General features: G+C 37.2%; 22 protein-coding genes and 1 pseudogene. 8 read left to right on the forward strand and 15 right to left on the reverse strand.

What is annotated here, in order from left to right; all coding sequences use genetic code 11:
- Positions 1-33: 33 nt before the first annotated feature.
- Positions 34-2742, reverse strand: a complete 2709-nt coding sequence (gene acnA, locus LRP83_RS00535; RefSeq protein ID WP_230494709.1) for an aconitate hydratase AcnA — start codon at positions 2740-2742, stop codon at positions 34-36.
- 327 nt (positions 2743-3069) lie between these two features.
- On the opposite strand from acnA, the gene sspO reads away from it, so the two are divergent.
- The gene (gene sspO, locus LRP83_RS00540; protein ID WP_230494710.1) at positions 3070-3219 is read left to right on the forward strand and encodes a small acid-soluble spore protein SspO; all 150 of its coding nucleotides are present in this window, start codon (positions 3070-3072) and stop codon (positions 3217-3219) included.
- Between the two features lie 87 nt (positions 3220-3306).
- Here sspO and LRP83_RS00545 read toward each other — a convergent pair whose 3' ends face one another.
- Positions 3307-3564, reverse strand: a complete 258-nt coding sequence (locus LRP83_RS00545) for a DUF2524 family protein (RefSeq protein ID WP_230494711.1) — start codon at positions 3562-3564, stop codon at positions 3307-3309.
- 124 nt (positions 3565-3688) lie between these two features.
- Here LRP83_RS00545 and LRP83_RS00550 point away from each other — a divergent pair, with 124 nt between their 5' ends.
- Positions 3689-3829: a small acid-soluble spore protein P gene (locus tag LRP83_RS00550; protein WP_230494712.1), complete on the forward strand. Its 141-nt coding sequence runs from the start codon at positions 3689-3691 to the stop codon at positions 3827-3829.
- 65 nt (positions 3830-3894) lie between these two features.
- Here the strand turns inward: LRP83_RS00550 and selA are convergent, their stop codons facing one another.
- On the reverse strand, positions 3895-5307 hold the full coding sequence (gene selA, locus LRP83_RS00555; RefSeq protein WP_230494713.1) for an L-seryl-tRNA(Sec) selenium transferase: 1413 nt from the start codon (positions 5305-5307) through the stop codon (positions 3895-3897).
- 87 nt (positions 5308-5394) lie between these two features.
- Here selA and LRP83_RS00560 point away from each other — a divergent pair, with 87 nt between their 5' ends.
- Positions 5395-5772 carry an Hsp20/alpha crystallin family protein gene (locus LRP83_RS00560; protein ID WP_230494714.1) on the forward strand — a complete coding sequence of 126 codons (378 nt, stop codon included), beginning with the start codon at positions 5395-5397 and terminating at the stop codon, positions 5770-5772.
- A gap of 46 nt (positions 5773-5818) precedes the next feature.
- Here the strand turns inward: LRP83_RS00560 and LRP83_RS23290 are convergent.
- Positions 5819-6004 (reverse strand): annotated as a pseudogene (locus tag LRP83_RS23290) (Rdx family protein); the annotation flags it as partial.
- 206 nt (positions 6005-6210) lie between these two features.
- Here LRP83_RS23290 and selD point away from each other — a divergent pair.
- Entirely contained in the window at positions 6211-7260 is a 1050-nt protein-coding gene (gene selD / locus LRP83_RS00565; RefSeq protein WP_230494715.1) for a selenide, water dikinase SelD, read from the forward strand.
- Positions 7261-7353: 93 nt separating this feature from the next.
- Here selD and LRP83_RS00570 read toward each other — a convergent pair whose 3' ends face one another.
- From LRP83_RS00570 to LRP83_RS00580, 3 genes are all read right to left on the reverse strand, one after another.
- Positions 7354-8841 (reverse strand): DASS family sodium-coupled anion symporter, encoded by a 1488-nt coding sequence (locus LRP83_RS00570; protein ID WP_230494716.1) that lies wholly within the window; start codon positions 8839-8841, stop codon positions 7354-7356.
- A gap of 162 nt (positions 8842-9003) precedes the next feature.
- On the reverse strand, positions 9004-9951 hold the full coding sequence (locus tag LRP83_RS00575; protein ID WP_230494717.1) for an L-threonine 3-dehydrogenase: 948 nt from the start codon (positions 9949-9951) through the stop codon (positions 9004-9006).
- Between the two features lie 36 nt (positions 9952-9987).
- Entirely contained in the window at positions 9988-11178 is a 1191-nt protein-coding gene (locus LRP83_RS00580) for a glycine C-acetyltransferase (RefSeq protein WP_230494718.1), read from the reverse strand.
- Positions 11179-11633: 455 nt separating this feature from the next.
- Here LRP83_RS00580 and LRP83_RS00585 point away from each other — a divergent pair, with 455 nt between their 5' ends.
- From LRP83_RS00585 to LRP83_RS00595, 3 genes are read left to right on the forward strand one after another with little or no spacing between them, the layout of a single operon-like run.
- Entirely contained in the window at positions 11634-12533 is a 900-nt protein-coding gene (locus LRP83_RS00585; protein ID WP_230494719.1) for a putative selenate ABC transporter substrate-binding protein, read from the forward strand.
- A gap of 16 nt (positions 12534-12549) precedes the next feature.
- Positions 12550-13305 carry a phosphonate ABC transporter ATP-binding protein gene (locus LRP83_RS00590; protein ID WP_230494720.1) on the forward strand — a complete coding sequence of 252 codons (756 nt, stop codon included), beginning with the start codon at positions 12550-12552 and terminating at the stop codon, positions 13303-13305.
- Positions 13302-14954 carry a PhnE/PtxC family ABC transporter permease gene (locus LRP83_RS00595; RefSeq protein WP_230494721.1) on the forward strand — a complete coding sequence of 551 codons (1653 nt, stop codon included), beginning with the start codon at positions 13302-13304 and terminating at the stop codon, positions 14952-14954. The genes LRP83_RS00590 and LRP83_RS00595 overlap by 4 nt, the downstream gene beginning before the upstream one ends.
- Positions 14955-14989: 35 nt before the next feature.
- Here the strand turns inward: LRP83_RS00595 and LRP83_RS00600 are convergent, their stop codons facing one another.
- From LRP83_RS00600 to LRP83_RS00615, 4 genes are all read right to left on the reverse strand, one after another.
- On the reverse strand, positions 14990-16000 hold the full coding sequence (locus LRP83_RS00600) for an inorganic phosphate transporter (protein WP_230494722.1): 1011 nt from the start codon (positions 15998-16000) through the stop codon (positions 14990-14992).
- A gap of 13 nt (positions 16001-16013) precedes the next feature.
- Positions 16014-16631, reverse strand: a complete 618-nt coding sequence (locus LRP83_RS00605; protein ID WP_230494723.1) for a DUF47 domain-containing protein — start codon at positions 16629-16631, stop codon at positions 16014-16016.
- 144 nt (positions 16632-16775) lie between these two features.
- Complete coding sequence (locus tag LRP83_RS00610) at positions 16776-17627, reverse strand: arginase family protein (protein ID WP_230494724.1); 852 nt, start codon at positions 17625-17627, stop codon at positions 16776-16778.
- A gap of 7 nt (positions 17628-17634) precedes the next feature.
- A complete protein-coding gene (locus LRP83_RS00615) occupies positions 17635-18114 on the reverse strand; it encodes a GNAT family N-acetyltransferase (RefSeq protein ID WP_230494725.1) in 480 nt (159 codons plus the stop codon).
- A 259-nt stretch (positions 18115-18373) separates the two neighbouring features.
- On the opposite strand from LRP83_RS00615, the gene LRP83_RS00620 reads away from it, so the two are divergent.
- On the forward strand, positions 18374-19240 hold the full coding sequence (locus LRP83_RS00620) for a DegV family protein (RefSeq protein WP_230494726.1): 867 nt from the start codon (positions 18374-18376) through the stop codon (positions 19238-19240).
- A 54-nt stretch (positions 19241-19294) separates the two neighbouring features.
- Here LRP83_RS00620 and LRP83_RS00625 read toward each other — a convergent pair whose 3' ends face one another.
- Genes LRP83_RS00625 through hisC form a run of 4 tightly spaced genes read right to left on the reverse strand, consistent with a single transcriptional unit; the run spans position 19295 to position 23108 of the window.
- Positions 19295-20452, reverse strand: a complete 1158-nt coding sequence (locus LRP83_RS00625; protein WP_230494727.1) for a homogentisate 1,2-dioxygenase — start codon at positions 20450-20452, stop codon at positions 19295-19297.
- 4 nt (positions 20453-20456) lie between these two features.
- The gene (locus LRP83_RS00630; RefSeq protein ID WP_230494728.1) at positions 20457-21380 is read right to left on the reverse strand and encodes a fumarylacetoacetate hydrolase family protein; all 924 of its coding nucleotides are present in this window, start codon (positions 21378-21380) and stop codon (positions 20457-20459) included.
- 11 nt (positions 21381-21391) lie between these two features.
- A complete protein-coding gene (locus tag LRP83_RS00635; RefSeq protein WP_230494729.1) occupies positions 21392-22003 on the reverse strand; it encodes a flavin reductase family protein in 612 nt (203 codons plus the stop codon).
- Positions 21978-23108 carry a histidinol-phosphate transaminase gene (hisC, locus tag LRP83_RS00640; RefSeq protein ID WP_230494730.1) on the reverse strand — a complete coding sequence of 377 codons (1131 nt, stop codon included), beginning with the start codon at positions 23106-23108 and terminating at the stop codon, positions 21978-21980. Before hisC ends, LRP83_RS00635 begins: the two co-directional genes overlap by 26 nt.
- Between the last annotated feature and the right edge of the window lie 30 nt (positions 23109-23138).

A 23138-nucleotide genomic window follows, 5' to 3' on the forward strand; every position in this document is an offset into this window, starting at 1 on the left:
GCCCTACATAAAAGTAAGGCGGCCTTTTAATTATTATGCTTTTAATTTTTCACGTAACACCATTGGAAGAATTCCACCATGACGGTAGTAGTCAATTTCAACTTCTGAGTCGAAACGAACTAGAACTTCAAACTCTTTCTTGTTTCCAGCTTCATCAGTGGCTGTAACTTTTAGAAGGTCACGTGGTTTTACATTTTCATCAACTTGAACGTCGATTGATTCTTTACCAGTTAAGCCTAAAGTATCAGCACTTTCGCCATCCTTGAATTGAAGAGGTAAAACACCCATTAACACAAGGTTAGAACGGTGGATACGCTCAAAGCTTTCAGCAATAACTGTTTTGATTCCTAGTAGGTTCGTTCCTTTTGCTGCCCAGTCACGAGAAGATCCCATTCCATAGTCTTTACCAGCAAATACTACTAAGCCTGTTCCGTCCGCTTTGTATTGCATACAAGCATCATAGATTGGTGTAATTTCGCCAGTTGGCCAGTAAGTAGTTACGCCACCTTCTGTACCTGGAGCGATTTGGTTACGAATACGGATGTTTGCGAATGTACCACGCATCATTACTTCATGGTTACCACGACGAGAACCGTATGAGTTGAAATCACGTGGCTCAACGCCATTTTCTAATAGATATTTACCAGCTGGTGTATTTTTACCGATAGCACCTGCAGGAGAAATGTGGTCAGTTGTTACAGAGTCTCCAAATTTAGCTACTACGCGAAGACCTGATAATGGCTTAACTTCACCTGGCTCTGCTGTTAACCCTTCAAAGAATGGAGGGTTTTGGATGTAAGTAGAGTTCTCATCAAAAGTATATAATGGCTCATTGCTTGTTTTAATTTCGTTCCAACGAGCATTGTCACCAAATACATTTGCATATTCGCTACGGAATAACTCAGGAGTTACTGTTTGTTTAACCACATCAGCAACTTCTGCAGTTGTTGGCCAAATATCACTTAAGAAAACGTCATTGCCATTTTTATCTTTACCGATTGCTTCTTTTTGAAGGTCGATATTTACATTTCCAGCAAGAGCATAAGCAACTACAAGTGGTGGTGAAGCTAAGTAGTTAGCTTTTACTAAAGGATGGATACGTCCTTCGAAGTTACGGTTACCAGAAAGGACAGATGTAACAAGTAAATCGCTTTCTGCAACAGCTTTTTCGATTTCGTCTTTTAATGGACCGGAGTTACCGATACATGTTGTACAGCCATAACCAACTAGGTTGAAGCCTAATTGCTCAAGATATGGAAGTAATCCGGAATCACGAAGGTAACCAGTAACAACTTTAGATCCTGGTGCTAAAGAAGTTTTAACAAATTTAGGAACTTCTAAACCAAGCTCTACAGCTTTCTTTGCAACTAAACCAGCACCTACAAGTACATATGGGTTAGAAGTGTTCGTACAGCTTGTGATAGATGCGATTGCTACAGCACCTGTTTTCATCTCTGTTTGATCACCGTTTGCAAAGTTAACAGTTACACCTTTATTAAGCTCATCAGCATTTAAACCAAATCCTTGGTTACCTTGTGGTGCACTAACCGCTTTAACAAACTCTTCTTTCATGTTAGAAAGAGGAATTAAGTCTTGCGGGCGCTTAGGACCAGAAAGGTTTGCTTCAATAATTGAAAGATCGATTTCAATGACATTTGTATAAACTGGCTCAAAGCTTGGATCAAAGAATAAGCCATTTGCTTTACAATATTGTTCAACAACTTGAATTTGTTCTTCATCACGTCCAGTTAGACGTAAGTAATCAAGGGCTTCAGCATCAACTGGGAAGAATCCACAAGTTGCGCCGTATTCAGGTGCCATGTTAGCAACTGTCGCACGGTCTGCTAATGGTAATGAAGGAACTCCAGGACCGAAGAACTCAACGAATTTACCTACAACACCTTGGCTACGTAAAACTTGAGTTACTTTTAAAGCTAAGTCAGTAGCAGTTGCTCCGTTAGGAAGATCGCCTGTTAATTTAACCCCAACAACCTCTGGAACTGGGAAGTATGATGGTTGACCTAGCATTCCTGCTTCAGCTTCAATACCACCTACACCCCATCCAAGAACACCAATCCCGTTGATCATTGTCGTATGAGAGTCAGTTCCTACTAATGTATCTGGATAAGCTTCTAATTCACCGTCTGCATTCTCTTGAACATGAACAACGTCAGCAAGGAACTCAAGGTTAACTTGGTGAACGATACCAGTAGCAGGTGGAACAGCACGGTAGTTGTTGAAAGCTTTTTGTGCCCAGCTTAGGAATTGATAACGCTCTGCGTTACGTTCGAATTCTAAAACCATGTTAGCTTCTAAAGAGTCGGCTGATCCGTATTGATCGACTTGTACAGAGTGGTCGATAACTAGATCAACTGTTTTTTCTGGATTAATTTTATCAGGATCTCCGCCCATATCAGCCATTGCTTTACGTAAAGAAGCAAGGTCTACTACTGCCGGTACACCTGTAAAGTCTTGAAGAATAACACGAGAAGGCTTGAATGGTACATCCACTTCCTTCACTTCGCTAGTTCCCCATTTTGCTAAGTTTTCAACGTGTTCCTTTGTAATAACGCGTCCATCATGTTGACGAAGAACCGATTCAAGTAACACTTTAATAGAATAAGGTAGATTTGAAACATTTTTAATACCAGCATCTTCTAGTGCTGCTAATTTGTAGTAATGATAACGTTTGCCGTTTAGTTCAAAAGAACTACGTGCGTTAAAAACATCTTTTGACATCATTCGTACCCCCTTGACAATATGAAACTAAATAAATGCCGAAAAGTTGGAATATTCCCATCCATCCTAACTTTTCTTACAATTCTTATCTTAATACAACCATTTACATAAGTAAATAACAAGAATGTTATAGAATTTGATAAGATTAACTTATCGTGTACCCTGTAAACATAGATGTATCAAGTAGTTATGTAATTTTTTTACTGTGATGATTTTTTCAAACCATTTTTGTAAAAAAACATTCCCTCACTATTATTGAAAAAAACGGGATGGAATGCAAATGTTTTCCCTTCCTTTGGAAAACCTATGTTCATAAAGGAGGTGCATCTTATGGCTAAACGTAAAGCAAATCATGTTATTCCTGGAGCTAACGCTGCAAGTTCTCAAGGGATGGGTGCTGGGTATAATGAAGAGTTCTCTAATGAACCATTAACTGAGGCTCAAAAGCAAAATAATAAAAAGCGGAAAAAAAATCAATAAGGATGACTTGGTCCCTTTTATTAAAGGGACTGTTGTATTGTAGGCATAGGCAATAAAACCCCCACTTATTTAAGTGGGGGTTAAAAGTTAATCTAAATTTACTTCACTTACCATCTGTTGTAAGTCTTGCTGGAATCTTTCTAATTGAGCTCTTTGGTGCTCGGATGCAACCTCTAATGCATTTTCAATTTGCTGATATGCTTCATTTACTTCTTGTTGAAGATGCTTTAATTGATGACCATAGCTGGCACTATCACGCACAATTTCATGATATAGTTCTTGTGCATCCTCTACTCCTTGTTGAGCTGCTTGAAAGGCTTGTTGTTTATCCTTGTGATATGGCATAATGTCTCACTCCTTGTTGAAATGTGTAAAGTTAAATTGCGCATTGTGAAGAAAATTATTCAGGATTTAATTTAGAATAAAAAAAAGCCTGCTTCACATCCTAACTTTTAGGAGGGATAAACTTATGACAAATAAAAACGATGGTAAGGATATGCGCAAAAATGCTCCAAAACAATCTGGTCAACCAGAACCTTTAAGTGGATCTAAAAAAGTTAAAAACCGAAATCATACACGCCAAAAACATAATTCCCATCATGATATGTAGCTGGTTTACGTATTATAGAAATAGGAAAGCTACAGGTCTATGCCTGTAGCTTTAAAAGAATATTTTTAGTTTCCTAATTGAATTAAAGCGTTTAATATTATTTCTTCTTCCCTAATTTCAACAGTACGTAAATCAATAAGTAGCTCTTCGTTTTGGATCCTAACTACAATAGCAGGTTCGTGTTCCGCTCTTAATTTCTTTGCTAATGTAGCTGAAGACATTTCTTTATGCTTTAATCCAAGTAAAATCGTCGGAAGCTTTACCTCAGGCATCGTCCCCCCACCTACTTGGCTAAAATCATCTCTAAGAGTAACCATAAACTGAGGTGCTAAGGTCGAAATTTGATTCATCAACTTTCCACTTCGAATATGTAACTCATCCCTTGTAACCATCATGTCTCGGAAAGCAGGGATATTCTTTCTTCCCTTCTCCCCTTTTAAGTAATCTAATAAGGTACCCTCAAGTCCAGCTAAAGTCATTTTATCAACGCGTAACACTCGTGCAAGCTGATGTTTTTTTAACTGGTCAATTAATACTTTTTTTCCTGCGATGATTCCTGCCTGCGGCCCACCTAAAAGCTTATCTCCACTAAAAGATACAATATCCGCACCCATCTCAATGACCTTTTTTACGACCGGTTCATCGCCTATCCCATGATGACTAAAATCATAAAGGACACCACTACCTAGGTCTTCATAAAAAATAATCTCCTCATGTCTAGAAGCAAGCTCTGCCAACTGGTCAGTTTCAACGGTTTTAGTAAAGCCAATCGTTTTGAAATTAGAAGTATGTACCTTTAATATCATTCTTGTTTGTTCATTAATGGCATTCTCATAGTCATATAAATGTGTTTTATTTGTAGTACCAACTTCAACGAGATTTGCTCCACTCTCTTCCATAATGGAAGAAATTCGAAAGGAACCACCAATTTCAACTAACTGTCCTCTAGAGACAATGACTTCCTTTTTACTTGTTAGAGCTCTCAGAATTAAATAAATCGCTGCGGCATTATTGTTAACGACCATTGCAGCTTCAGCACCAGTTAGTAGTTTAACTAAGGATTCAACATGGGTATGGCGAGAGCCTCTCTCTCCTTCTTCTAACTTATATTCCAAGTTGGAATAATGTCTAGCGGTTTCAACCACATGGTCAATCGCATTTTGACTTAATCTTGCTCTCCCTAAATTTGTATGTAGAATCGTACCAGTAGCATTGATGACCCTTTTTAAAGTATAGTCATAGCTTTTGGTTACTTTGGATGTTAATAATGTGAAAACTTCATCAATAAATAATTCAGACGCAGGATTTGAACCTGTCCAGGTTTCTTGTAAAAATTGTTCTCTGACAGAATCGATGATGGAACGAAGCTGTTTCGTTAGTTCTATCTCGTCTAAACCAGAATGGAAAAGAATATCCTTGTATCGTTGATTTGCTTTTAATTCATGTACAGCAGGGATGGAACGAAGCCATTCTCTCACATCGAAAACTCCTTTGAATATAATTCCCTTCCATTATATCACTTTTTTATTATCAGAATATGATATGGATGAAAGGAGCGAATCATTATGAATTCGAAGAAAAACGAGAAGCCTTTCCAAACCGATTTGTGGGAAAAATGGTTGGAATCCTATTTTCTAGATCCTTTCACATCCATTTTGGATCAAACCCAGTTCCGAGTGGAGCTATACGATTCAGAAACTGAAGTGATTATTGAAGCCATGCTACCTCAGCATCTCTCCTCACAAATTGATGTTAACTTGGATGTTTCAAGTGTTGTCATTAAAGTAAACTCATCTAAAAATCCGAAGGAACGAATATTAAGCTTTCCCTTCCATATTAATTCTCAAAAAGTGGAAGCTACTTTTTCTAATGAAATACTAGAAATTGTCATATCTAAAATACACCAAGTGAAACAAATAAATCGAAATATTCCTTTAATATAATAACGCAATAAAGCGATGAGGGACTGTCCCTCATCGCTTTATTGCGTTAAAGATTTTCTATTTTTTGGATCATTTCTTGTGTATCTGGGAAAATCCCTGTGTCCAATTTGGAGTAAATTTTGTTTCCGTTTACGGTGATTTCAAAAGCACCACCTGAGCTTGGAATTAAGTCTAACTTCGGTATGTTGTGCCGGAAATGGTTGAATAGAGCTTCCGCGAACCTCGCGGCTTTTGGTGCGTAGTTTCATTGCATGCAAAATTCAACTTTTACTTCATACTTACTCATTTGGCCCACTCCTCATTTCCTGTTTTAAGAATATTCACACTTGCGAATGTATTGATATTTTAGTACACGTACTATTTTTCCGCAAATTATTTGTTTCTATTAGGCCAATTGGGCAATTTAGAGATATACTAGTCCTTGGAGGTGGAATATAAATGAGTGAGCAAGAAAAAATTCGCCTTACCTCTTTTTCAACAAAGGCTGGTTGAGGCTGTAAAATTGGTCCTGAGGACTTGGCGCAAGTTTTGCGTCTATTACCAAAACAAGATCCTGTTCCTGAATTACTTGTAGGACATGAGACATCAGATGATGCAGGTGTGTATCAATTAACGGATGAGATTGCTCTTATTCAAACATTAGATTATTTTACTCCGATTGTTGATGATCCCTATATGTTCGGACAAATCGCTGCGGCAAATGCCTTAAGCGATGTGTATGCCATGGGTGGAGAACCGAAAACGGTTCTAAATATCGTTGGCTATCCGATTAAAAAATTGGGTTCAGAAATATTAGCTCAAATTTTAAACGGAGCGGCTGCTAAAGTAAAAGAAGCGGGAGCCATAACGGTTGGTGGTCATTCGATTGACGATCAAGAGCCTAAATTCGGATTATCCGTGACAGGTATTGTCCACCCAGATAAGGTTTGGAAAAATGTCGGCGCTATTCCTGGGGATGTACTTGTACTTACAAAACCAATTGGGGTAGGAATATTAACGACAGGAATTAAACGCGGAGCAGTAACAGCTGAACAAGAAGAAATCGTAACGTCGACAATGGCATCATTAAATAAAACAGCTGCAGAAGCTTTAAAGAAATATCACCCTCATGCTGTAACGGATGTTACTGGATTTGGTCTACTTGGTCATGGAAGCGAAATGGCTCGTGGAAGTGAAGTAAGCTTAGAAATACATCATCAGAAAGTTCCTGTTTTGGAGGGGACTTACGAGCTTGCTCGCAACGGTGTAGTACCTGGAGGGTCTAAATCTAATTTAAAATGGTTAGAGGGCGATATAAACTTTGGGACATTATCAACAGAGGAACAGTTAGTTCTATGTGATGCGATTACCTCGGGTGGGCTCTTAGTATCTTTATCTGAGGATGAAGCTGTTCAATACGTAAAAGACTTACACGATAAAGGGTTAACACACTCTGCTATTATTGGAAAAGTCCTTACTAAAAAGGACAAGCTCATAGTAGTTAATTAAAGCAAAGAAGTCTTAACCCAGTGGTTAAGACTTCTTTGCTTTAATGCGTTAATGACATTGGGGACAGTCCCCATGTACTTTAAAGCGTTAATGTTATGGAAGTAGTTCGACCCAACGCCAATAGGTTAGGCTAAAGAGGATGAAGAGCCCATAGCCAATGATGGTTAAGACGATTCCTGTTTTCACGAAGTCTTTCGTTTCAAATGTTTCAGTGCTGTATGCTAGCATATTTTGTGGTGCATTTACTGGCAAGATAAATCCGAATCCTACTGCAAATTGAGTAATTAAGACAATTCCCATTCCTTGAATAGTGCCAGGTACCTCCATTCCCTGGACAAAGGCAATGACGACGGGGATGAGTGTGGAGGCTAGACTAGTCGCACTGGCAAAGCCAATGTGGATTAATATTGTAAAAGCAGTTAGAATCGCGACAATAAATAGTATTGGCAGTTTTTCTAAACCAAATGTTTCGAAAAATGAACTTGCTAACCAAGTTGCCGCATTTGTTTCTAATAAGACTGTTCCTAGAGAGATACCTGCTGCGAATAAGATTATAGTTCCCCATGGTATGAGCTTTTCTACATTTCCCCATGATAAAACTCCAATACCGGGAGCAAGCATTAATGCAACCACAATTAATATGATGGTTGTACTATCAAATGGATGTATACTGTCTTCTGTTGCCCAAAGTATTAAGGCAAGAAAAGATAAAAGTAATAACCGGATTTGCGCTCCTGTAATCGGTCCTATCTCTTTCAGTTGCTTACGAACAACTTCCTTTCCTGAAGCAATACTTTTAGAATCAGGTTTGATGAATATTAACAATACAATGTAAAGAATGATGGACATTAAGAGAGACCAGGGTGCCGCTGCGATAAACCATTGTAACCAGGAGACGTTATGCGGAAAGGATTTTTCGATAAAATTCAAACCTACCATATTTTGGGCAGTTGCTGTTTTGATACCTATACTCCAAATGGTCGCAGTATGGGCGGTAGCTAATATTAATAGAGCGGCAAGCTTGCTATTTTTGGGTAGCTGAAAGGCTGTCATCATCCCAAGAATTATCGGAATCATAGCTCCCACTCTGGCTGTCGGGCTTGGAATTAGTAATGCCAGTAAGATACCAACAAGAATAACACCTAAAAGTATCCCCTTTATCGTTGATCCAACCTTTGATAGAACAATTAATGCAAGTCGACGATCTAAGCCTGTCTCTTGCATAGCTGCCGATAAAAACAAAGCTCCTGCAACTAATGCAACCGCCGCACTACTAAATCCCGAAAGTGCCCATTCTAACGATAATTTGGTCCCGAGTAGACCTTCGCTCCCATCAAGCGTTGGACTTAGTCCTAAAAGAATGGTTAACAACGCAATTATAAACGCTGCACTTACTGGGTATGTGACTGCTTCTGTCACCCATAACAAAATGGCAAATGCTAATACCGCCAATGCTCTTTTCCCTGCTATCGGTAAACCTTCGGGTATGGGCAAAAGTAAAATAACAATTAGTACTATTATTGAAAGAAGCAGAGATTTCCATTTGATTTTTGGTTTAGTTTTTTTAGCTAGCTTTTTCATAGCACATATCTCCCACCTACTGCATGTCTTACTTTATTAGTGTAGTTTTGAGAGGAGTAAATAATGTTGAGTTTTTTTAAAACATATGTAGATTTAGTGAAACTTTCTACGATAAACAAAAAAGGATCCACCCATTTTGAGTGAATCCTACAATATCTAAATTTATTTTAATTTTACAGTCAGTTTTTCCAACATATCCTTAGTCATTTTAGCTAGATCGTATTCAGCTTTAAAGCCCCACTCTTCTCTTGCTGCTGAGGCGTCAATTGAATTCGGCCAGCTATTCGCAATACCTTGTCGGATAGGGTCTACTTCATAAGAAATTTCAAATCCAGGAATATGCTTTTTAATTTCAGCTGCGATCTCTTCTGGGTCAAAGCTCATTGCGGTCACATTAAAAGAATTACGATGCTTCAGGTGACTTGCATCTGCTTCCATTAGATTTACAATGGCATTTAGGGCATCTGGCATATACATCATATCCATATACGTTCCTTTATCAATATAAGAAGTATATTTACCATTTTTTATAGCCTCATAATAAATATCTACTGCATAGTCAGTTGTGCCACCACCTGCTGGGGTTACATAAGAAATCAGACCAGGGAAACGTAACCCACGTGTATCTACACCATATTTATGATAGTAGTAATCTGCAAGCAACTCCCCAGCTACTTTATTCACTCCATACATGGTTGTAGGGCGTTGAATCGTGTCTTGAGGTGTATTGTCCTTCGGTGTCGTTGGACCAAATGCTCCTATTGAGCTTGGTGTGAAAAACTGGCAATTTAGTTCACGTGCCGTTTCTAACGCATTCATTAGCCCACCCATATTCAAATTCCAAGCGAATACAGGTTTTGCCTCAGCAGTTGCTGATAGAAGTGCAGCCATATGAATGATTGTATCTACTTCATATTTTTTAGATAAGTCGACCATTTTTTGGCCATCCATAACATCTAGTATTTCAAATGGTCCATTGTTAGCAGCCTCACTGTCATTTTTACGAATATCAGTCGCCACCACATTATCTGTGCCATAAATGTCGCGAAGAGTTAAAGTAAGTTCTGATCCGATTTGTCCAAGTGCTCCCGTTATTAATATCTTTTTCATATAATCCTCCAAAGAAGTATTCTTGATCGTCTGTTGTTAAATAATTTCCAATTCTTTACCCACTTTTTCATAAACAGAAATCGCTTGATCTAGCATTTCTTTCGTGTGAGCAGCTGAAGGCATATTACGGACCCGACCAGTACCTTTTGCGACGGTTGGGAAAACAATGGATTTTGCATAAACGCCTTCTTCATATAATCTCTTACTAAATTGTTGTGTTTTCACTTCATCCCCGATGATACATGGCGTAATAGGTGTTTCACTATCGCCAATATTGAATCCAAGACTCTTAAGTCCTTTTTTCAAATAATCTCCGTTTTCCCAAAGGCGTTCGTTTAATTCAGTGCTTTCCATTAAAATCTCTATCGATCTGATACTTGCTGCAACATCAGCTGGAGTTAATGAAGTTGAGAACAGGAATGGACGACTACGAACCTTTAACCAATCAATTAAGTCCTTCTTCCCTGCTACATACCCCCCAACAACGCCGATAGCTTTTGATAGAGTTCCAATTTGAAAATCAATTTTATCTGATAGTCCAAAATGTTTAACGGTTCCAGCACCTTTTCCAAGTACTCCTGAACCATGAGCGTCATCTACATACGTAATTAAATCAAACTCTTCTGCAATTTCCACGATCTCAGGTAACTTGGCAATATCGCCATCCATGGAAAAAACGCCGTCAGTAATAACCATGATCTTGTTATATAAGCCAGACTCCTTCGCTTCTTTTGCTTTTGCTCTTAAATCATCCATGTCTGAATGATTAACTCGAATAATTTTTGCTCTAGATAATCGGCAGCCATCGATAATTGATGCGTGATTTAATTCATCAGAGAGAATCGCGTCGTTTTTATCCATAACAGCTGAGATGGCAGCCATATTACAGTTGAATCCTGATTGGTAAGCAATCGCTGCTTCGGTATGTTTGAATTCTGCAAGTTTCTCTTCTAAACGAGTATGTAATTCCAAAGTGCCGTTTATGGTGCGAACTGCTCCAGCCCCAACTCCATACTTATCGACCGATTCTTTGGCTGCATTTTTCAAACGATCATCAGTAGCCAATCCAAGATAGTTATTAGACGAGAGATTAATTAATTCTTGTCCTTTAATTTTTATAATTGGACCATTTGGGCTTTCTAACGGATCAATAACATTGTATAAGCCTTTATTTTTTAGATCTTCTAGATTTTCTGATAAAAATTGATTTAATATGTGGCTTGACATAAAACATCCTCCTTTATTACTTTGAATGTCATTACACGGAATACAATTGTATTTTCCACGAGGACAAAAGAAATCGCTTTCTTTCTTTATGTATCATAGGTTTCCGTAAATATAATGTAACATACTTTAATGAATTGTTCATCTGATGTGGACAAAAAATCTCCTTCTTTTTGTTTTTTTCATTAATTTAGGTTTTCCAACCCACTCAATAATTAATAAAATTATTTCTTCCACATAACTGTCTGAATTGCCACGTAATTGGAAGTAAAAAAAACTAGTTATATTGGTTTGTCTTTAGTATGATTGAAAAATGGCTATTGCCAATACAAGTAGAGGGATTATCATTTACACATATTTGTAACATCAATATGTTAAATATTTGTTAACTTGATTGTCTATCTGTTTAAGTTTTGTAAAATTAACTTGTATATATTACATATTTGGAGGTTATTAATTTGAAAAAATGGTTACTAAATATCTTTAGTATTATGCTAATAATGAGTTTAGTTGCTTGTTCTCAAGGCGAAGATTCAACAAAAACAACTGACGAAAAAGATGTAAAAAAAGAAGTATTTAATATAGGTATGATTCCAGATCAAAATGTAGCTGATTTAAATCGTAGTATGGAGGATTTCGCTGCTATTCTTTCTGAAAAAACAGATTTAAATGTAAAATTCGTTCCAGCAGTTGATTATGCAGCATTAGTAACAGCCTTTGAACGTGGTGAAATCCAGTTAGCTTGGTTTGGCGGTCTAACAGGTGTTCAAGCGCGTAGTTTAGTACCAGAATCAGAAGCTATTGCCCAAAGACCAATCGATGAGAAGTTCCAGTCTGTTTTTATTAAACAAAAAGGTTTGCCGATTAACAGTCTTGCTGATTTAAAAGATGTCAGCTTTACATTTGGTAGTGAAAGCTCGACTTCTGGACATTTAATGCCTCGATACTTCATAATGGAAGATGGTCTTAATCCCGAATCAGATTTCAAAGGAAAGCCAAACTTTTCTGGTTCACATGATACAACGTATAAGTTAGTTGAATCAGGTGCTTATCAAGCTGGTGCCCTTAATATTTCAGTTTGGGAAAAAGCAGTTAATGAAGGTTTAGTTGATGTAAATAAAGTGGAAGTATTCTACACAACTCCTCCTTATTTTGACTATAACTGGACTGTGAACAAAGGGTTAGATGAGAAGTATGGTGAAGGAACGAAGGATAAAGTAAAAGAAGCAATTCTTTCAATGTCAAAGGATGATAGTGAAGTTATGACTTTATTACAAGCAGACAACTTTATCGAAACTAAAAATGAAAATTATCAAGCAATCGAACAAGTTGCGAAGCAATTAGGTATTATTAAATAGAAGGTGATCTTAAATCATGACTACCTCAAATAAACTAGAGGTTAAAAACTTAAGTAAAAACTTTGAGCGGAAGATATCACTATCTTCCCTTTCTTTTATTATTAAACAAGGTGAGAAAATAGCCATTATTGGTCCAAGTGGAGCTGGGAAAACGACCCTTTTCAACTTATTTACTGGCTCCCTTCCTTTCGAAGAAGGAAGCGTCGATATAGATGGTCACCCATTAGAGTATTGGAAAAGGAAAAAACAGCTTGCAAATAAAATAGGTGTTATTCGTCAACAATTCGATTTAGTAGATTCCCTTCCTGTGATTCACAATGTTTTAGCAGGGAGATTAAAGGATTGGGGATTTTTCAAGTCCGTTTGGTCTTTAATCTATCCTCAAGAAAAACAAATCGCCTTTAATGCGTTAAAACGAGTTGGAATTGAGGATAAAATATTTGCTAGGACTTCTACTCTTTCTGGTGGAGAACAGCAGCGTGTTGCGTTAGCGCGTCTTCTTGTTCAAAAACCTGAAATTATATTAGCTGATGAGCCAGTTTCTTCCTTGGACCCTGCCCGTTCTGAGGATATCCTGACCATGTTAACGAAGCTAGCTGATGAAGAAAATCAAACTCTTATTACGACCCTTCACTCTGTTGAATTCGCAAAAAAATATTTCACGAGAATTATTGCTTTGAAAAATGGAAAGCTTTTTTTTGACTTACCTGCTGAAAAAGTAACAACTGAAGAATTAACTAATTTGTATCGATTAAAGGAGCTATCCCCATGATGCATGACATCATTGACTCTTTTGATCGCCGTAAACGTTTTTATATTAATTTACTTTTAATACTCATCTTTCTATGGAGCTTAACTGCAATAAATTGGAATGAAGATTTAGTTCACCCCGGTGGTGGGGTTATGATTATTCAAATTTTGAAAAGTATCCTTCAGCCCAATCTTTCATTTGAAATTATCCAAATCGCCTTGGAGTCTACCTGGATTACCGTTGTTTATGCCGTTGCTGGTATGACATTAGCTATTTTATACGGAAGCATTGCTGGGGTACTTGCATCGGGAATTCTTACAAATAATCGGATTTTAAAAAAAGTTTCGGTTGGGATTTTTAGAGGGATTTTAAGCTTTACTAGAGCGATTCATGAGCTCGTTTGGGCATGGTTATTCGTTGCTTCCTTTGGATTGTCACCTTATGCAGCCATTTTTGCCTTGGCTATACCTTATGGTGGTATACTGGGAAGAATTCTTGCAGATGCACTAAATGATGTTCCTAAACAACCAATTCAGGCATTGAAATTAGCTGGAGCTTCGAATTGGAAATGCTTGTTTTATGGCTATTTGCCTTTTGTTTGGAATCATATGCTTAGCTACACGTTATACCGATTTGAATGTGCGATTCGTTCTTCAACAATCATGAGTTTTGTCGGTTTAGGCGGATTAGGGTATCAAATCCAATTATCCTTGGCTGATTTGAAATTTGACGAGGTTTGGACGTTTTTATTCTTCCTCATCCTATTAGTTGTGATCGTGGATCTTTGGAGTGGATTGTTAAGAAATTCTAATAACTCTAAGTTTTCTGCTCATGCTCTACTGAGGTATTTTTCAATTGATCGATTATCGATATACATTTTTACCTTATTAGTTTGTACTTCCTGGTATTATGTCATTTTTGTTCAACAAGCTAGCTTACTTAAGCTTTTTTCAAGTGAAAATGCTCAATATGCGCTAAAATTTTTTACTGGTTTACTAGGGTTAAATGAAGTGCAGCCTGCGTTTCTTAATTTTGATTATTGGAAAACTGCAATTGGTTTAACATGGGAAACATTGCTAATGAGCGTTATGGCCATTGGGATTGCTACTATTGTTACCTTACTAACAGTAATTCCTGCTGCACGTAATTTTGCTAATGGTACGTTAACAGCGTCAAGTAGCTTTTGGCAGTGGCTTTCTTTTGGTATTATTCGTATTGCATACATTTTTTCAAGGGCAGTCCCAGAATTGATTTGGGCAATGCTGATTGTCTTTTTATTACAACCTGGATTACTTCCTGGTGCTCTTGCATTAGCACTTCACAACTTTGGAATTCTTGGAAAGCTCTGTGCTGAAGTAATTGAGGAAATGGACCATAAGCCTGTACGTAATTTGTCTACTGCCGGAGCAAATAAAGCACAGATGTTATTATATGGTGTTCTCCCTATGGTAATGCCAAAGTTTTTATCCTATATTTTTTATCGATGGGAAGTTATTATGAGAACGACGATTGTCGTTGGTTTTATTGGTGCAGGCGGATTGGGACAGGAGTTCAAACTTAGTATGAGCTTTTTCCATTATAGTGAGATTACGTTACTTCTTTTTTGTTATTTAATATTAGTATTTATTGCTGATTTCTTTTCGGAGTGGTTTCGAAAAGCGGCTAAATAAAAAGAAACCGGAAAAGATACATCCGGTTTCTTTTTTTAAAATATCAAGTTTAATAGTAAGAAAATTAATGCTGATAATCCGGCTGAAATTGGTAATGTGATAAACCAAGTTATGATCATCCGTTGTGCAGTTCCCCACTTAACACCTTTTAATCGATGAGCGGAACCAACACCTAATATAGAAGACGAAATAACGTGGGTTGTACTTACTGGTAAATGGATATAAGAAGCACCAAAGATAACAGCTGCACCTGTTAAGTCAGCCGCAACTCCATTAACGGGGCGAATTTTCATGATCTTGCCACCGACTGTTTTTATGATTCTCCAACCACCTACAGAAGTACCTAATCCCATTGCTGTGGCACAGGATACTTGAACCCAGGTTTGGATATCAGAATCTGGACTTTGGAATCCGCCTGCGATAAGTGCCATTGTAATGATTCCCATCGCTTTTTGTGCATCGTTTGTTCCATGTGTGAAAGACTGTAAAGCTGCTGTTAAAATTTGAATAAAGCGGAAGTTCCGATTCGTTTTGGATAAATTGTTATTTTTAAATACGACCTTAAAAATACTATAAAGAATAAATCCTACTACAAATGCTAGTAATGGTGAAAAAATTAATGCTTTTACAATTTTTGTAACACCTTCAGCTTTCAAAGCCCCAAATCCTGCTGCTGCAATCCCGGCACCTGCAACAGCCCCAATAATTGCGTGGGAGGAGCTACTAGGTATACCGTAATACCATGTGATTAAATTCCAGGCAATACCCGCAATTAAAGCAGCAAGAATGACTAGTGTCCCATTTTCTATTTGCTCTAAACTTGCAGGATTTATGATATCATTTGTAATGGTTTTGGCTACACCTGTAAAGGTCATCGCTCCTACGAAGTTCATTACCGAAGCCAAAATAATTGCATGGCGTGGTTTCAATGCCTTGGTTGATACTGAAGTCGCAATCGAGTTTGCGGTATCATGAAAACCATTTATGAAATCAAATGCTAAGGCCATGATGACAACTAAGATTGTAATAAGAAATAATGAATCCATTGTTTTAGGCTCCTTAAGCGTTTTTCATAATAATAGTTTCTAATGTATTCGCAACTCCTTGGCAGCTATCAGCGATATCCTCAAGATTTTCGTAAATTTCTTTGTATTGAATAATTCTAATTGGGTCTTTTTCTGTAGCAAATAATTGTTTAATGGATTGTCTTAAGATTCCATCACACTTAGACTCATAATCTTTAATCAATATGGAATGTGCACGAATCTGAAGCAGTTTTTTATTGGTTAAAAGCGCGATCGCCTTTTCGATTTCGATAACAGCATTGCGAATAGCTTCAACTAGCTTAAGCATGAACTCATCAGCATCGGTGATAGAGTACATTTCAAAAAGTGCTGCACATTGCTCAAATCCATCCAACACATCGTCCATACTCATAGCTAGATGAAGGATGTCTTCTCTTTCAAGAGGTGTGATAAAAGCGTTATTTAATTCTTTAATAATATCATGAACATAGGAATCGCCTTTTGTTTCATATTCCTTCATTTTTTCAAAAAAGATTTGTAAATCACTTACATTTTTCAACTTGTAATCAGCAAAATAGTTAGCGCCCTCTTTAAGGTTTACTGCAATTTCACTTAATAAGATTGAGAATTTGTCCTTTTTCCCGAATGCCATTTTTTTACCCCCATTATGTAGTTACCCATTAAAATGATTTTGTGCCAAGCTAAACTATTCTATACGAAAAATGTCGGAATTGAAAAGGTATTGTTAATAAATTTTACAATATCTTTACATTGAATTTACAATCTGAATTTTCCGTCAATTACGATTGATTGTTAGTAAAGAAAGTAAATTTACAATTTGCTCTGCACAAGACCCATTACTATCCTTATTGGCTGCAAATTCAGTAATTTCGATTGCTTTGACACGTTGGTCAGCTAAAATAATTTGAAGAATCTTAGTAGCCTTTTGTAAATCGAAACCAACCTGACTTGGTGCGTATGCAGCCGGCATAATACTTTTGTGTAATACATCAACATCAAGATGAACGAATATAGAATCTGAAGTGATTGAGTTCAAATGATCTTGGACAATCGGTAAAAAGGAGTCGGCATTTAATTTCTCAAATGGTGTAATTTTTAGCTTTTCTTCAGTTTCTGAGTTTGATTGTGAGCCAATAATGGAAATACAATCAGAATTTACCGAATCCTCCTTCCACCACATTTTGTCATCATTTAATAAAAACCAAAGTCCCATACCTGCTGCACCAATACAGTTTTCACCCGACGGTTTCATTGTATCGATATGGGCATCTAAGACAAGTAAATGGCTATTGGTTCCAAAAACCTTTTGAAAGGCATGAAATGTTCCGACTTCAATGCTACAGTCACCACCTAATAGAATGGTAAATACTTCTTCATGAAAGATGTCTTCAGCTCGTTGGGCTATTTCATCCCAAACGATTCTAGGGGCTGGCCAATTTCGAACTGGACCGATATTGTGTCTTGGTAATTCCACGCCATTTAAAAGGTCTCCTAAGTCAGTTACGGTAAAACCTTTTTGAGCTAAAGCTTCTAGAAGTCCTGCATCTCTAATAGCTTGCGGTGCCAATTCAGTACCTTCATACAAAGCGCCTGCATGACTAGGAATTCCGATTACTTGAATTTTCATAGTTAACCTATACCCCTTCAGAGTTAAATTCTTGGATGGAACGGCGTTTAGAGTCATAGTACTCATAATAATTTCCGTTCGAATATTCATTGATTACTTTTCTCCAAAATGCTTGGGCGGGGTAATTATTATGGATTTGAGTAATTCTCCATGATCCTGGAAACAGACTAAAAAGCTTCATTGCTGCTATAGCTCCATACCCTTTACCATTATATTTTTTCATGACAAAAAACTCGTTAATGGAATGCGGTTCTCCATTTATTCCGCATTCTACTAATGCAAAGCCTATTAATTCAGTATGTATTTTAATAAAGAAAGCGTGTTGATTTTTATGTTGCCAATAGGTTGTTAAATCAAATGGTTGATAAGCCCCATTTTCTTCTAGTTTAATAGCAGGAATAAATCTACTAAACTCATAAATATAAAATTGCATAATATTATGTAAAATTTGCTCCTTATCTGAATTAACCTTCTCAAGAAATACCATGGTCAATTCCCTCCTCATATAAATAATAATCAGTTTATTTTAACCTTCAAAATGATAAATAGGCAAATATTTACTAATTTGTTTAGTGCATTGACGCTTTAACGTATGTGGGGACAGTCCCCACATACGTTAATGTGATAAATTTTCGACAATTGATTTGATTTGTCCTATTTCCTTGCTTGAAATGATAACAATTGATACTTATTAAGCTATAATGAAGTGATTTTCTAAATATTTTTTATGCAAAGGATATTAACTTATGAAGAAAAAAATAGCTTGGGTAACTGATAGTACTGCTTATGTAACAGATGAGCTTAAAAATCACCCTGATGTTTATGTAGTTCCACTGGGAATTATGTTTGGAGATAATGCTTTTGAAGACGGAGTAGATTTATCTACGGAAGAATTATATGAACGAATTCGTAATAATAAAGAAGTTCCTAAAACGTCTCAACCATCTTCTGGGCGTTTTGCAGAGCTTTTTGAGAAGTTAAAAGAAGAATATGAAGGTGCCATTGCTGTACATGTATCAAGTAAATTAAGCGGGACTCTCTCTAGCTGTATAACAGGAGCTGAAATGGCTAACTTCCCTATTGAAACGGTAGATTCTAGATCGATGTCATATGCGATTACCTACCTTATTCAATTAGGCATTCAAATGAATGAAAAAGGGATTAAGCTAACCGAGATTGCAGAAACATTAAGAGAAGAAGCAGACTTATCAGATAATTACATTCTCTTAGGCAATCTTGATCAATTTTATAAAGGTGGAAGAATGTCGGGTACCTCCTATTTATTAGGTAGTATTTTGAAAATAAAGCCAATCATACGTATCAATCGTAATGGAGATTTTGAATTATTTGAAAAGGTGCGGTCAGAAAAGAAAGCGGTTGCGAGAATGATAGAATTGCTTAAGGATTCCTATCATAATTATCAAATTACTAATATTCAAATTATGCATGGAAATGTACAGGATAAAGCAGTAGAACTTGCTAATGAAGTAAGAGCTGTCTTCCCTAAGATAGATATATTTATAGGTGAAATTAGCTCCACTATCGCTGCCCATGCTGGTGAAGGAACAGTCGCCATTCTATGGAACAAAAATTCAAAACTCCAGACATTTTAACGCATTAACGTACCGGGGGACAGTCCCCCGGTGCGTTGATGCGGTAAGGTAGCACTATTTTGTTATCCAGCTGTACATATAATTTGGATCTTCAATGGTTTTTGCCTTTTTGACGACCTTTAATGGTTTAAAGGTATCAATCATAACAGCTAGCTCTAATGTTTCTTTTTTACCAATGCTTGCTTCTGTTTTACCTGGGTGTGGCCCATGCGGAATACCGCTTGGATGAAGAGTGATTGATCCTTCATGAACCCCTTTACGGCTCATAAAATTTCCTTCCACATAATAAAGAAGTTCGTCACTATTCACGTTACTGTGGTAGTAAGGTGCAGGTATAGCCTCTGGATGATAATCATACAATCTTGGTACAAAGGAACAAACAACAAAATTGTGACCTTCAAACGTCTGGTGAACGGGTGGTGGCTGATGAATTCGACCTGTAATGGGTTCAAAGTCTGCGATATTAAATGCCCAAGGATATAAATATCCATCCCAGCCTACAACATCTAATGGATGGTGTCCGAGTACATGAGAATGCAATGTGCCTCTAGATTTAGTGATTACCTCGAACTCACCCTTTTCGTCTATTGATACTAAGCTTTCCGGACCGCGAATGTCTCGTTCACAAAAGGGGCTATGCTCTAACAGCTGACCATATTCATTTCGATATCTTTTAGGTGTCGTAATTTGACTAAAGGATTCAATAAATAAGATTTTTGTCACTTCAGCTGTATCAGGCACAACACGGTATATTGTTCCAATTGGAATAACAACATAATCGCCAGGGCGGTACGTAATAACACCAAACATCGTTTCAATTTTTCCTGTTCCATAGTGAATAAATAACATTTCATCGCCATCACCATTACGATAAAAAGAATTCATTTCTTTTGATACATTCGCTGTTCCTATAAGCAAATCATTGTTTCCTAAAAGGTACTGTCTAGCCTCTAGTGCATCACCCTCTTTAACCACCTTTGTTGTGATTAAGTGGCGGTGATTTAAAGGTTGTTGGTCTTCGTATTCGGGTAAATAACTACCAATTAGTTCGGATTTGACCACTTCAGTCGGCATATAGTGGTGGTACAAAATCGATTGTGATCCTGAGAAGCCTTTTGTTCCCATGACCTGTTCTCGAAAAAGCGATCCGTCGTCCTTTTTGAACTGCGTATGGCGTTTTCTTGGAATCTTTCCCATTTGACGATAAAACATTTCTTCACCCGCTTATTATCGTATTTCGTAAAACTCCTAAATTTTCAATTTCTAATTCTACTAAATCACCAGGTTCCAACCAACGGTGAATTTCCTGACCTAGCTCAAGTAAACATCCTGTCCCTACGGTTCCAGACCCAATGATTTCACCTGGATAAAGGGTAACACCGTTGGATGCACGCTCAATCATTTCGGCAAAGGAATAGAATAAGTCCTTCATATTTCCTTCTGATAAAAGGACGCCATTCACCTTAGCCGTCATTTTTAAATTGAACCCTTTGTTAGATGCAAATTCCAAGAGCTCATCTGACGTCACGATATAAGGGCCAATGGATGTCGCAAAATCCTTCCCTTTCGCTGGTCCAAGACCTACCATCATTTCTTTTCTCTGAAAGTCTCTGGCACTCCAGTCGTTTAAAATACAGTAGCCAAATATATATTCATCTGCCTCCTCACGAGAGATATTTTGACCCTCTTTTCCAATAATGCAGGCGATTTCTAATTCATAATCTAGCCATTCACAGTTCTTTGGCCTTTTAATCGGCTCTTCTGGCCCCTTCATTACAAGATGATTGGAAAAATAAAATACAGGTATCTCATACCATTCAGGAATCATTTCAAGGCCACGATTTGCCCTAGCCGTCTTGACATGCTGCTCAAAAGCGTAAAAATCTCGGAAACTACGAGGATTAGGCAGTGGTGCCTTTAGCTTTACTTCTGCTAAGGAATAAACCCCTTTATCTTTAGTAGATAAGCTCTCTAATTCTCCGATTAATGGTAGGTAATGATCATTTCGTTCCACTAGTTCAAGCATATTGCTTGGTAGCCTTCCGTTACTAGCCTCATTAATATCAATTACATGAGTAGAATTCTGTAGGAGCCCTAATCGATTTAATCCATTATGATTGTCAAACGTTATAAATTTCATAAAAGTTCTCCCTACTTTTTCCGTATCATTTCAAATGTATCTGTTAACGGTTTAGTAAATGTCTGTCCCGCCATCCTACCTACTGGCAATAATTTTTCCGTTAAAATTCGTCCTTTATCATAAAGCTCATCTTGAATGTGAACATGAACTACCTTCCCAATGACCAGACTTCCTGCCCCTGCTTGACTACCGAAATCTAATGATTCAAATAACTCACACTCTAGTTGAACCTTTGATTCGGCGATCCGAGGTACTTTTACACAAACGCTATCTAGCTTGGTCAGTCCCGAAAACTCAAATTCATCGATTTCTGGTGGTAATTCTTTACCACATTCATTCATTTTTTCAACAAATTCTTCACTAACAATATTAATGACAAATTGCTTTGTATTTTCAATATTGACGAGCGTATCCTTCTTTTTTCCATCCGTACCTCGGCGCATTGGTGAAAAGCAAACTAACATGGGATCTGCACATATGGCAGTAAAAAAGCTAAAGGGTGCAGCATTTGCTATACCGTTTTTATCTATTGTACTTACAAACGCAATCGGTCTTGGTAGGATGGAGCCTACTAGTAACTTGTATGCATCTTTCCAATCAAGTGAGGCTGGATTGACTTCCATTATTGGCAACCTCCTCTTTTGTGTATAGGCCATCAAAAACATCTAATAAGGTTTCGTGATCTTCACGAGTTCCTAATGTTAACCGCATACTTCCATTGAATTGAGGAAACGGAAAGAAACGTGAGACGATTCCCTGTTGTAAAAGACGCTCGTTGAGACTCTCTATTTCACCAAGATTATAGATAAAAAGGAAGTTTGTTTGCGATGGGAAAAATGATAAATTCTGTTCAGATAAACGTCTAGAGAGATAATTACGCTCAATTAGATTTTTCTCAGCACAATCTTTTACAAAGGGCTGATCCTTAAGGGCCACTATGGCAGCGTTTTGTCCGAGTTTATTGACATTAAAAACTTCCTTAACTTTGATGAGTTGCTCCATAACTGTCGGATGCATGATCCCATATCCAACACGAAGGGCCGCTAATCCGTAGATTTTAGAAAACGTTCTTAATAGGACTAGATTAGGATGTTCCATCAGTAATGTAATGGAATCTATTTTTTGATGTTGTTCCATATATTCATCGTATGCTTCATCCAGTACAACTAAAATATGAGCTGGAATCTTTTGAATAAATTTCTTTAATTCTGATGGATCTACACATGTACCTGTTGGATTGTTTGGGTTACAGATAAAAATCATTTTTGTACGGTCACTAATAGCTTCATACATTGCTTGTAAGTCATGCGTCCCTTCTACGATTGGGACAAAAACAGGTAATCCACCTTCGATCATGACATTTGATTTATAGATTGGAAAAGTAATGTCAGCCATTATCGCTTCATCCCCATCGGAAATAAACGCTCTTGTTAGTAAACGTATTAACTCTTCAGAGCCATTTCCAATTAAAAAATAATTCTTAGGGACTTTATGTTGATAGGAAAGCTGTTCACAGAGCCTCTCTGTCGTTGCATCTGGATATAGGGATAAGGAATGGAGTGAGCTCCGTAATGCCTCTGTAACTTTTGAAGAGAAACCATAAACATTTTCATTATCTGACATCTTTCTTAGTTTTTTAGGTTGATATTTACTTTGAATATCCTCTAATGTCATGCCTATTGGGTATGGCTTTAGTTGTTCAATTTGTTTCTTAGGCTTTATACTCATCTGAACACCTCAGGTAAGGGAGGAAAACAT

It is taken from the genome of Pseudoneobacillus rhizosphaerae, assembly GCF_917563885.1.
In the GTDB taxonomy this organism is placed as follows: Bacteria; Bacillota; Bacilli; order Bacillales; family Cytobacillaceae; genus Pseudoneobacillus; species Pseudoneobacillus rhizosphaerae.

Bases quoted from the DNA above. Each gene is read 5' to 3' on its own strand.
- acnA (WP_230494709.1), bottom strand. From the start codon at position 2,742: ATGATGTCAAAAGATGTTTTTAACGCACGTAGTTCTTTTGAACTAAAC.
- sspO (WP_230494710.1), top strand. From the start codon at position 3,070: ATGGCTAAACGTAAAGCAAATCATGTTATTCCTGGAGCTAACGCTGCA.
- LRP83_RS00545 (WP_230494711.1), bottom strand. From the start codon at position 3,564: ATGCCATATCACAAGGATAAACAACAAGCCTTTCAAGCAGCTCAACAA.
- LRP83_RS00550 (WP_230494712.1), top strand. From the start codon at position 3,689: ATGACAAATAAAAACGATGGTAAGGATATGCGCAAAAATGCTCCAAAA.
- LRP83_RS00560 (WP_230494714.1), top strand. From the start codon at position 5,395: ATGAATTCGAAGAAAAACGAGAAGCCTTTCCAAACCGATTTGTGGGAA.
- LRP83_RS00570 (WP_230494716.1), bottom strand. From the start codon at position 8,841: ATGAAAAAGCTAGCTAAAAAAACTAAACCAAAAATCAAATGGAAATCT.
- LRP83_RS00575 (WP_230494717.1), bottom strand. From the start codon at position 9,951: ATGAAAAAGATATTAATAACGGGAGCACTTGGACAAATCGGATCAGAA.
- LRP83_RS00580 (WP_230494718.1), bottom strand. From the start codon at position 11,178: ATGTCAAGCCACATATTAAATCAATTTTTATCAGAAAATCTAGAAGAT.
- LRP83_RS00590 (WP_230494720.1), top strand. From the start codon at position 12,550: ATGACTACCTCAAATAAACTAGAGGTTAAAAACTTAAGTAAAAACTTT.
- LRP83_RS00595 (WP_230494721.1), top strand. From the start codon at position 13,302: ATGATGCATGACATCATTGACTCTTTTGATCGCCGTAAACGTTTTTAT.
- LRP83_RS00600 (WP_230494722.1), bottom strand. From the start codon at position 16,000: ATGGATTCATTATTTCTTATTACAATCTTAGTTGTCATCATGGCCTTA.
- LRP83_RS00605 (WP_230494723.1), bottom strand. From the start codon at position 16,631: ATGGCATTCGGGAAAAAGGACAAATTCTCAATCTTATTAAGTGAAATT.
- LRP83_RS00610 (WP_230494724.1), bottom strand. From the start codon at position 17,627: ATGAAAATTCAAGTAATCGGAATTCCTAGTCATGCAGGCGCTTTGTAT.
- LRP83_RS00615 (WP_230494725.1), bottom strand. From the start codon at position 18,114: ATGGTATTTCTTGAGAAGGTTAATTCAGATAAGGAGCAAATTTTACAT.
- LRP83_RS00620 (WP_230494726.1), top strand. From the start codon at position 18,374: ATGAAGAAAAAAATAGCTTGGGTAACTGATAGTACTGCTTATGTAACA.
- LRP83_RS00625 (WP_230494727.1), bottom strand. From the start codon at position 20,452: ATGTTTTATCGTCAAATGGGAAAGATTCCAAGAAAACGCCATACGCAG.
- LRP83_RS00630 (WP_230494728.1), bottom strand. From the start codon at position 21,380: ATGAAATTTATAACGTTTGACAATCATAATGGATTAAATCGATTAGGG.
- LRP83_RS00635 (WP_230494729.1), bottom strand. From the start codon at position 22,003: ATGGAAGTCAATCCAGCCTCACTTGATTGGAAAGATGCATACAAGTTA.
- hisC (WP_230494730.1), bottom strand. From the start codon at position 23,108: ATGAGTATAAAGCCTAAGAAACAAATTGAACAACTAAAGCCATACCCA.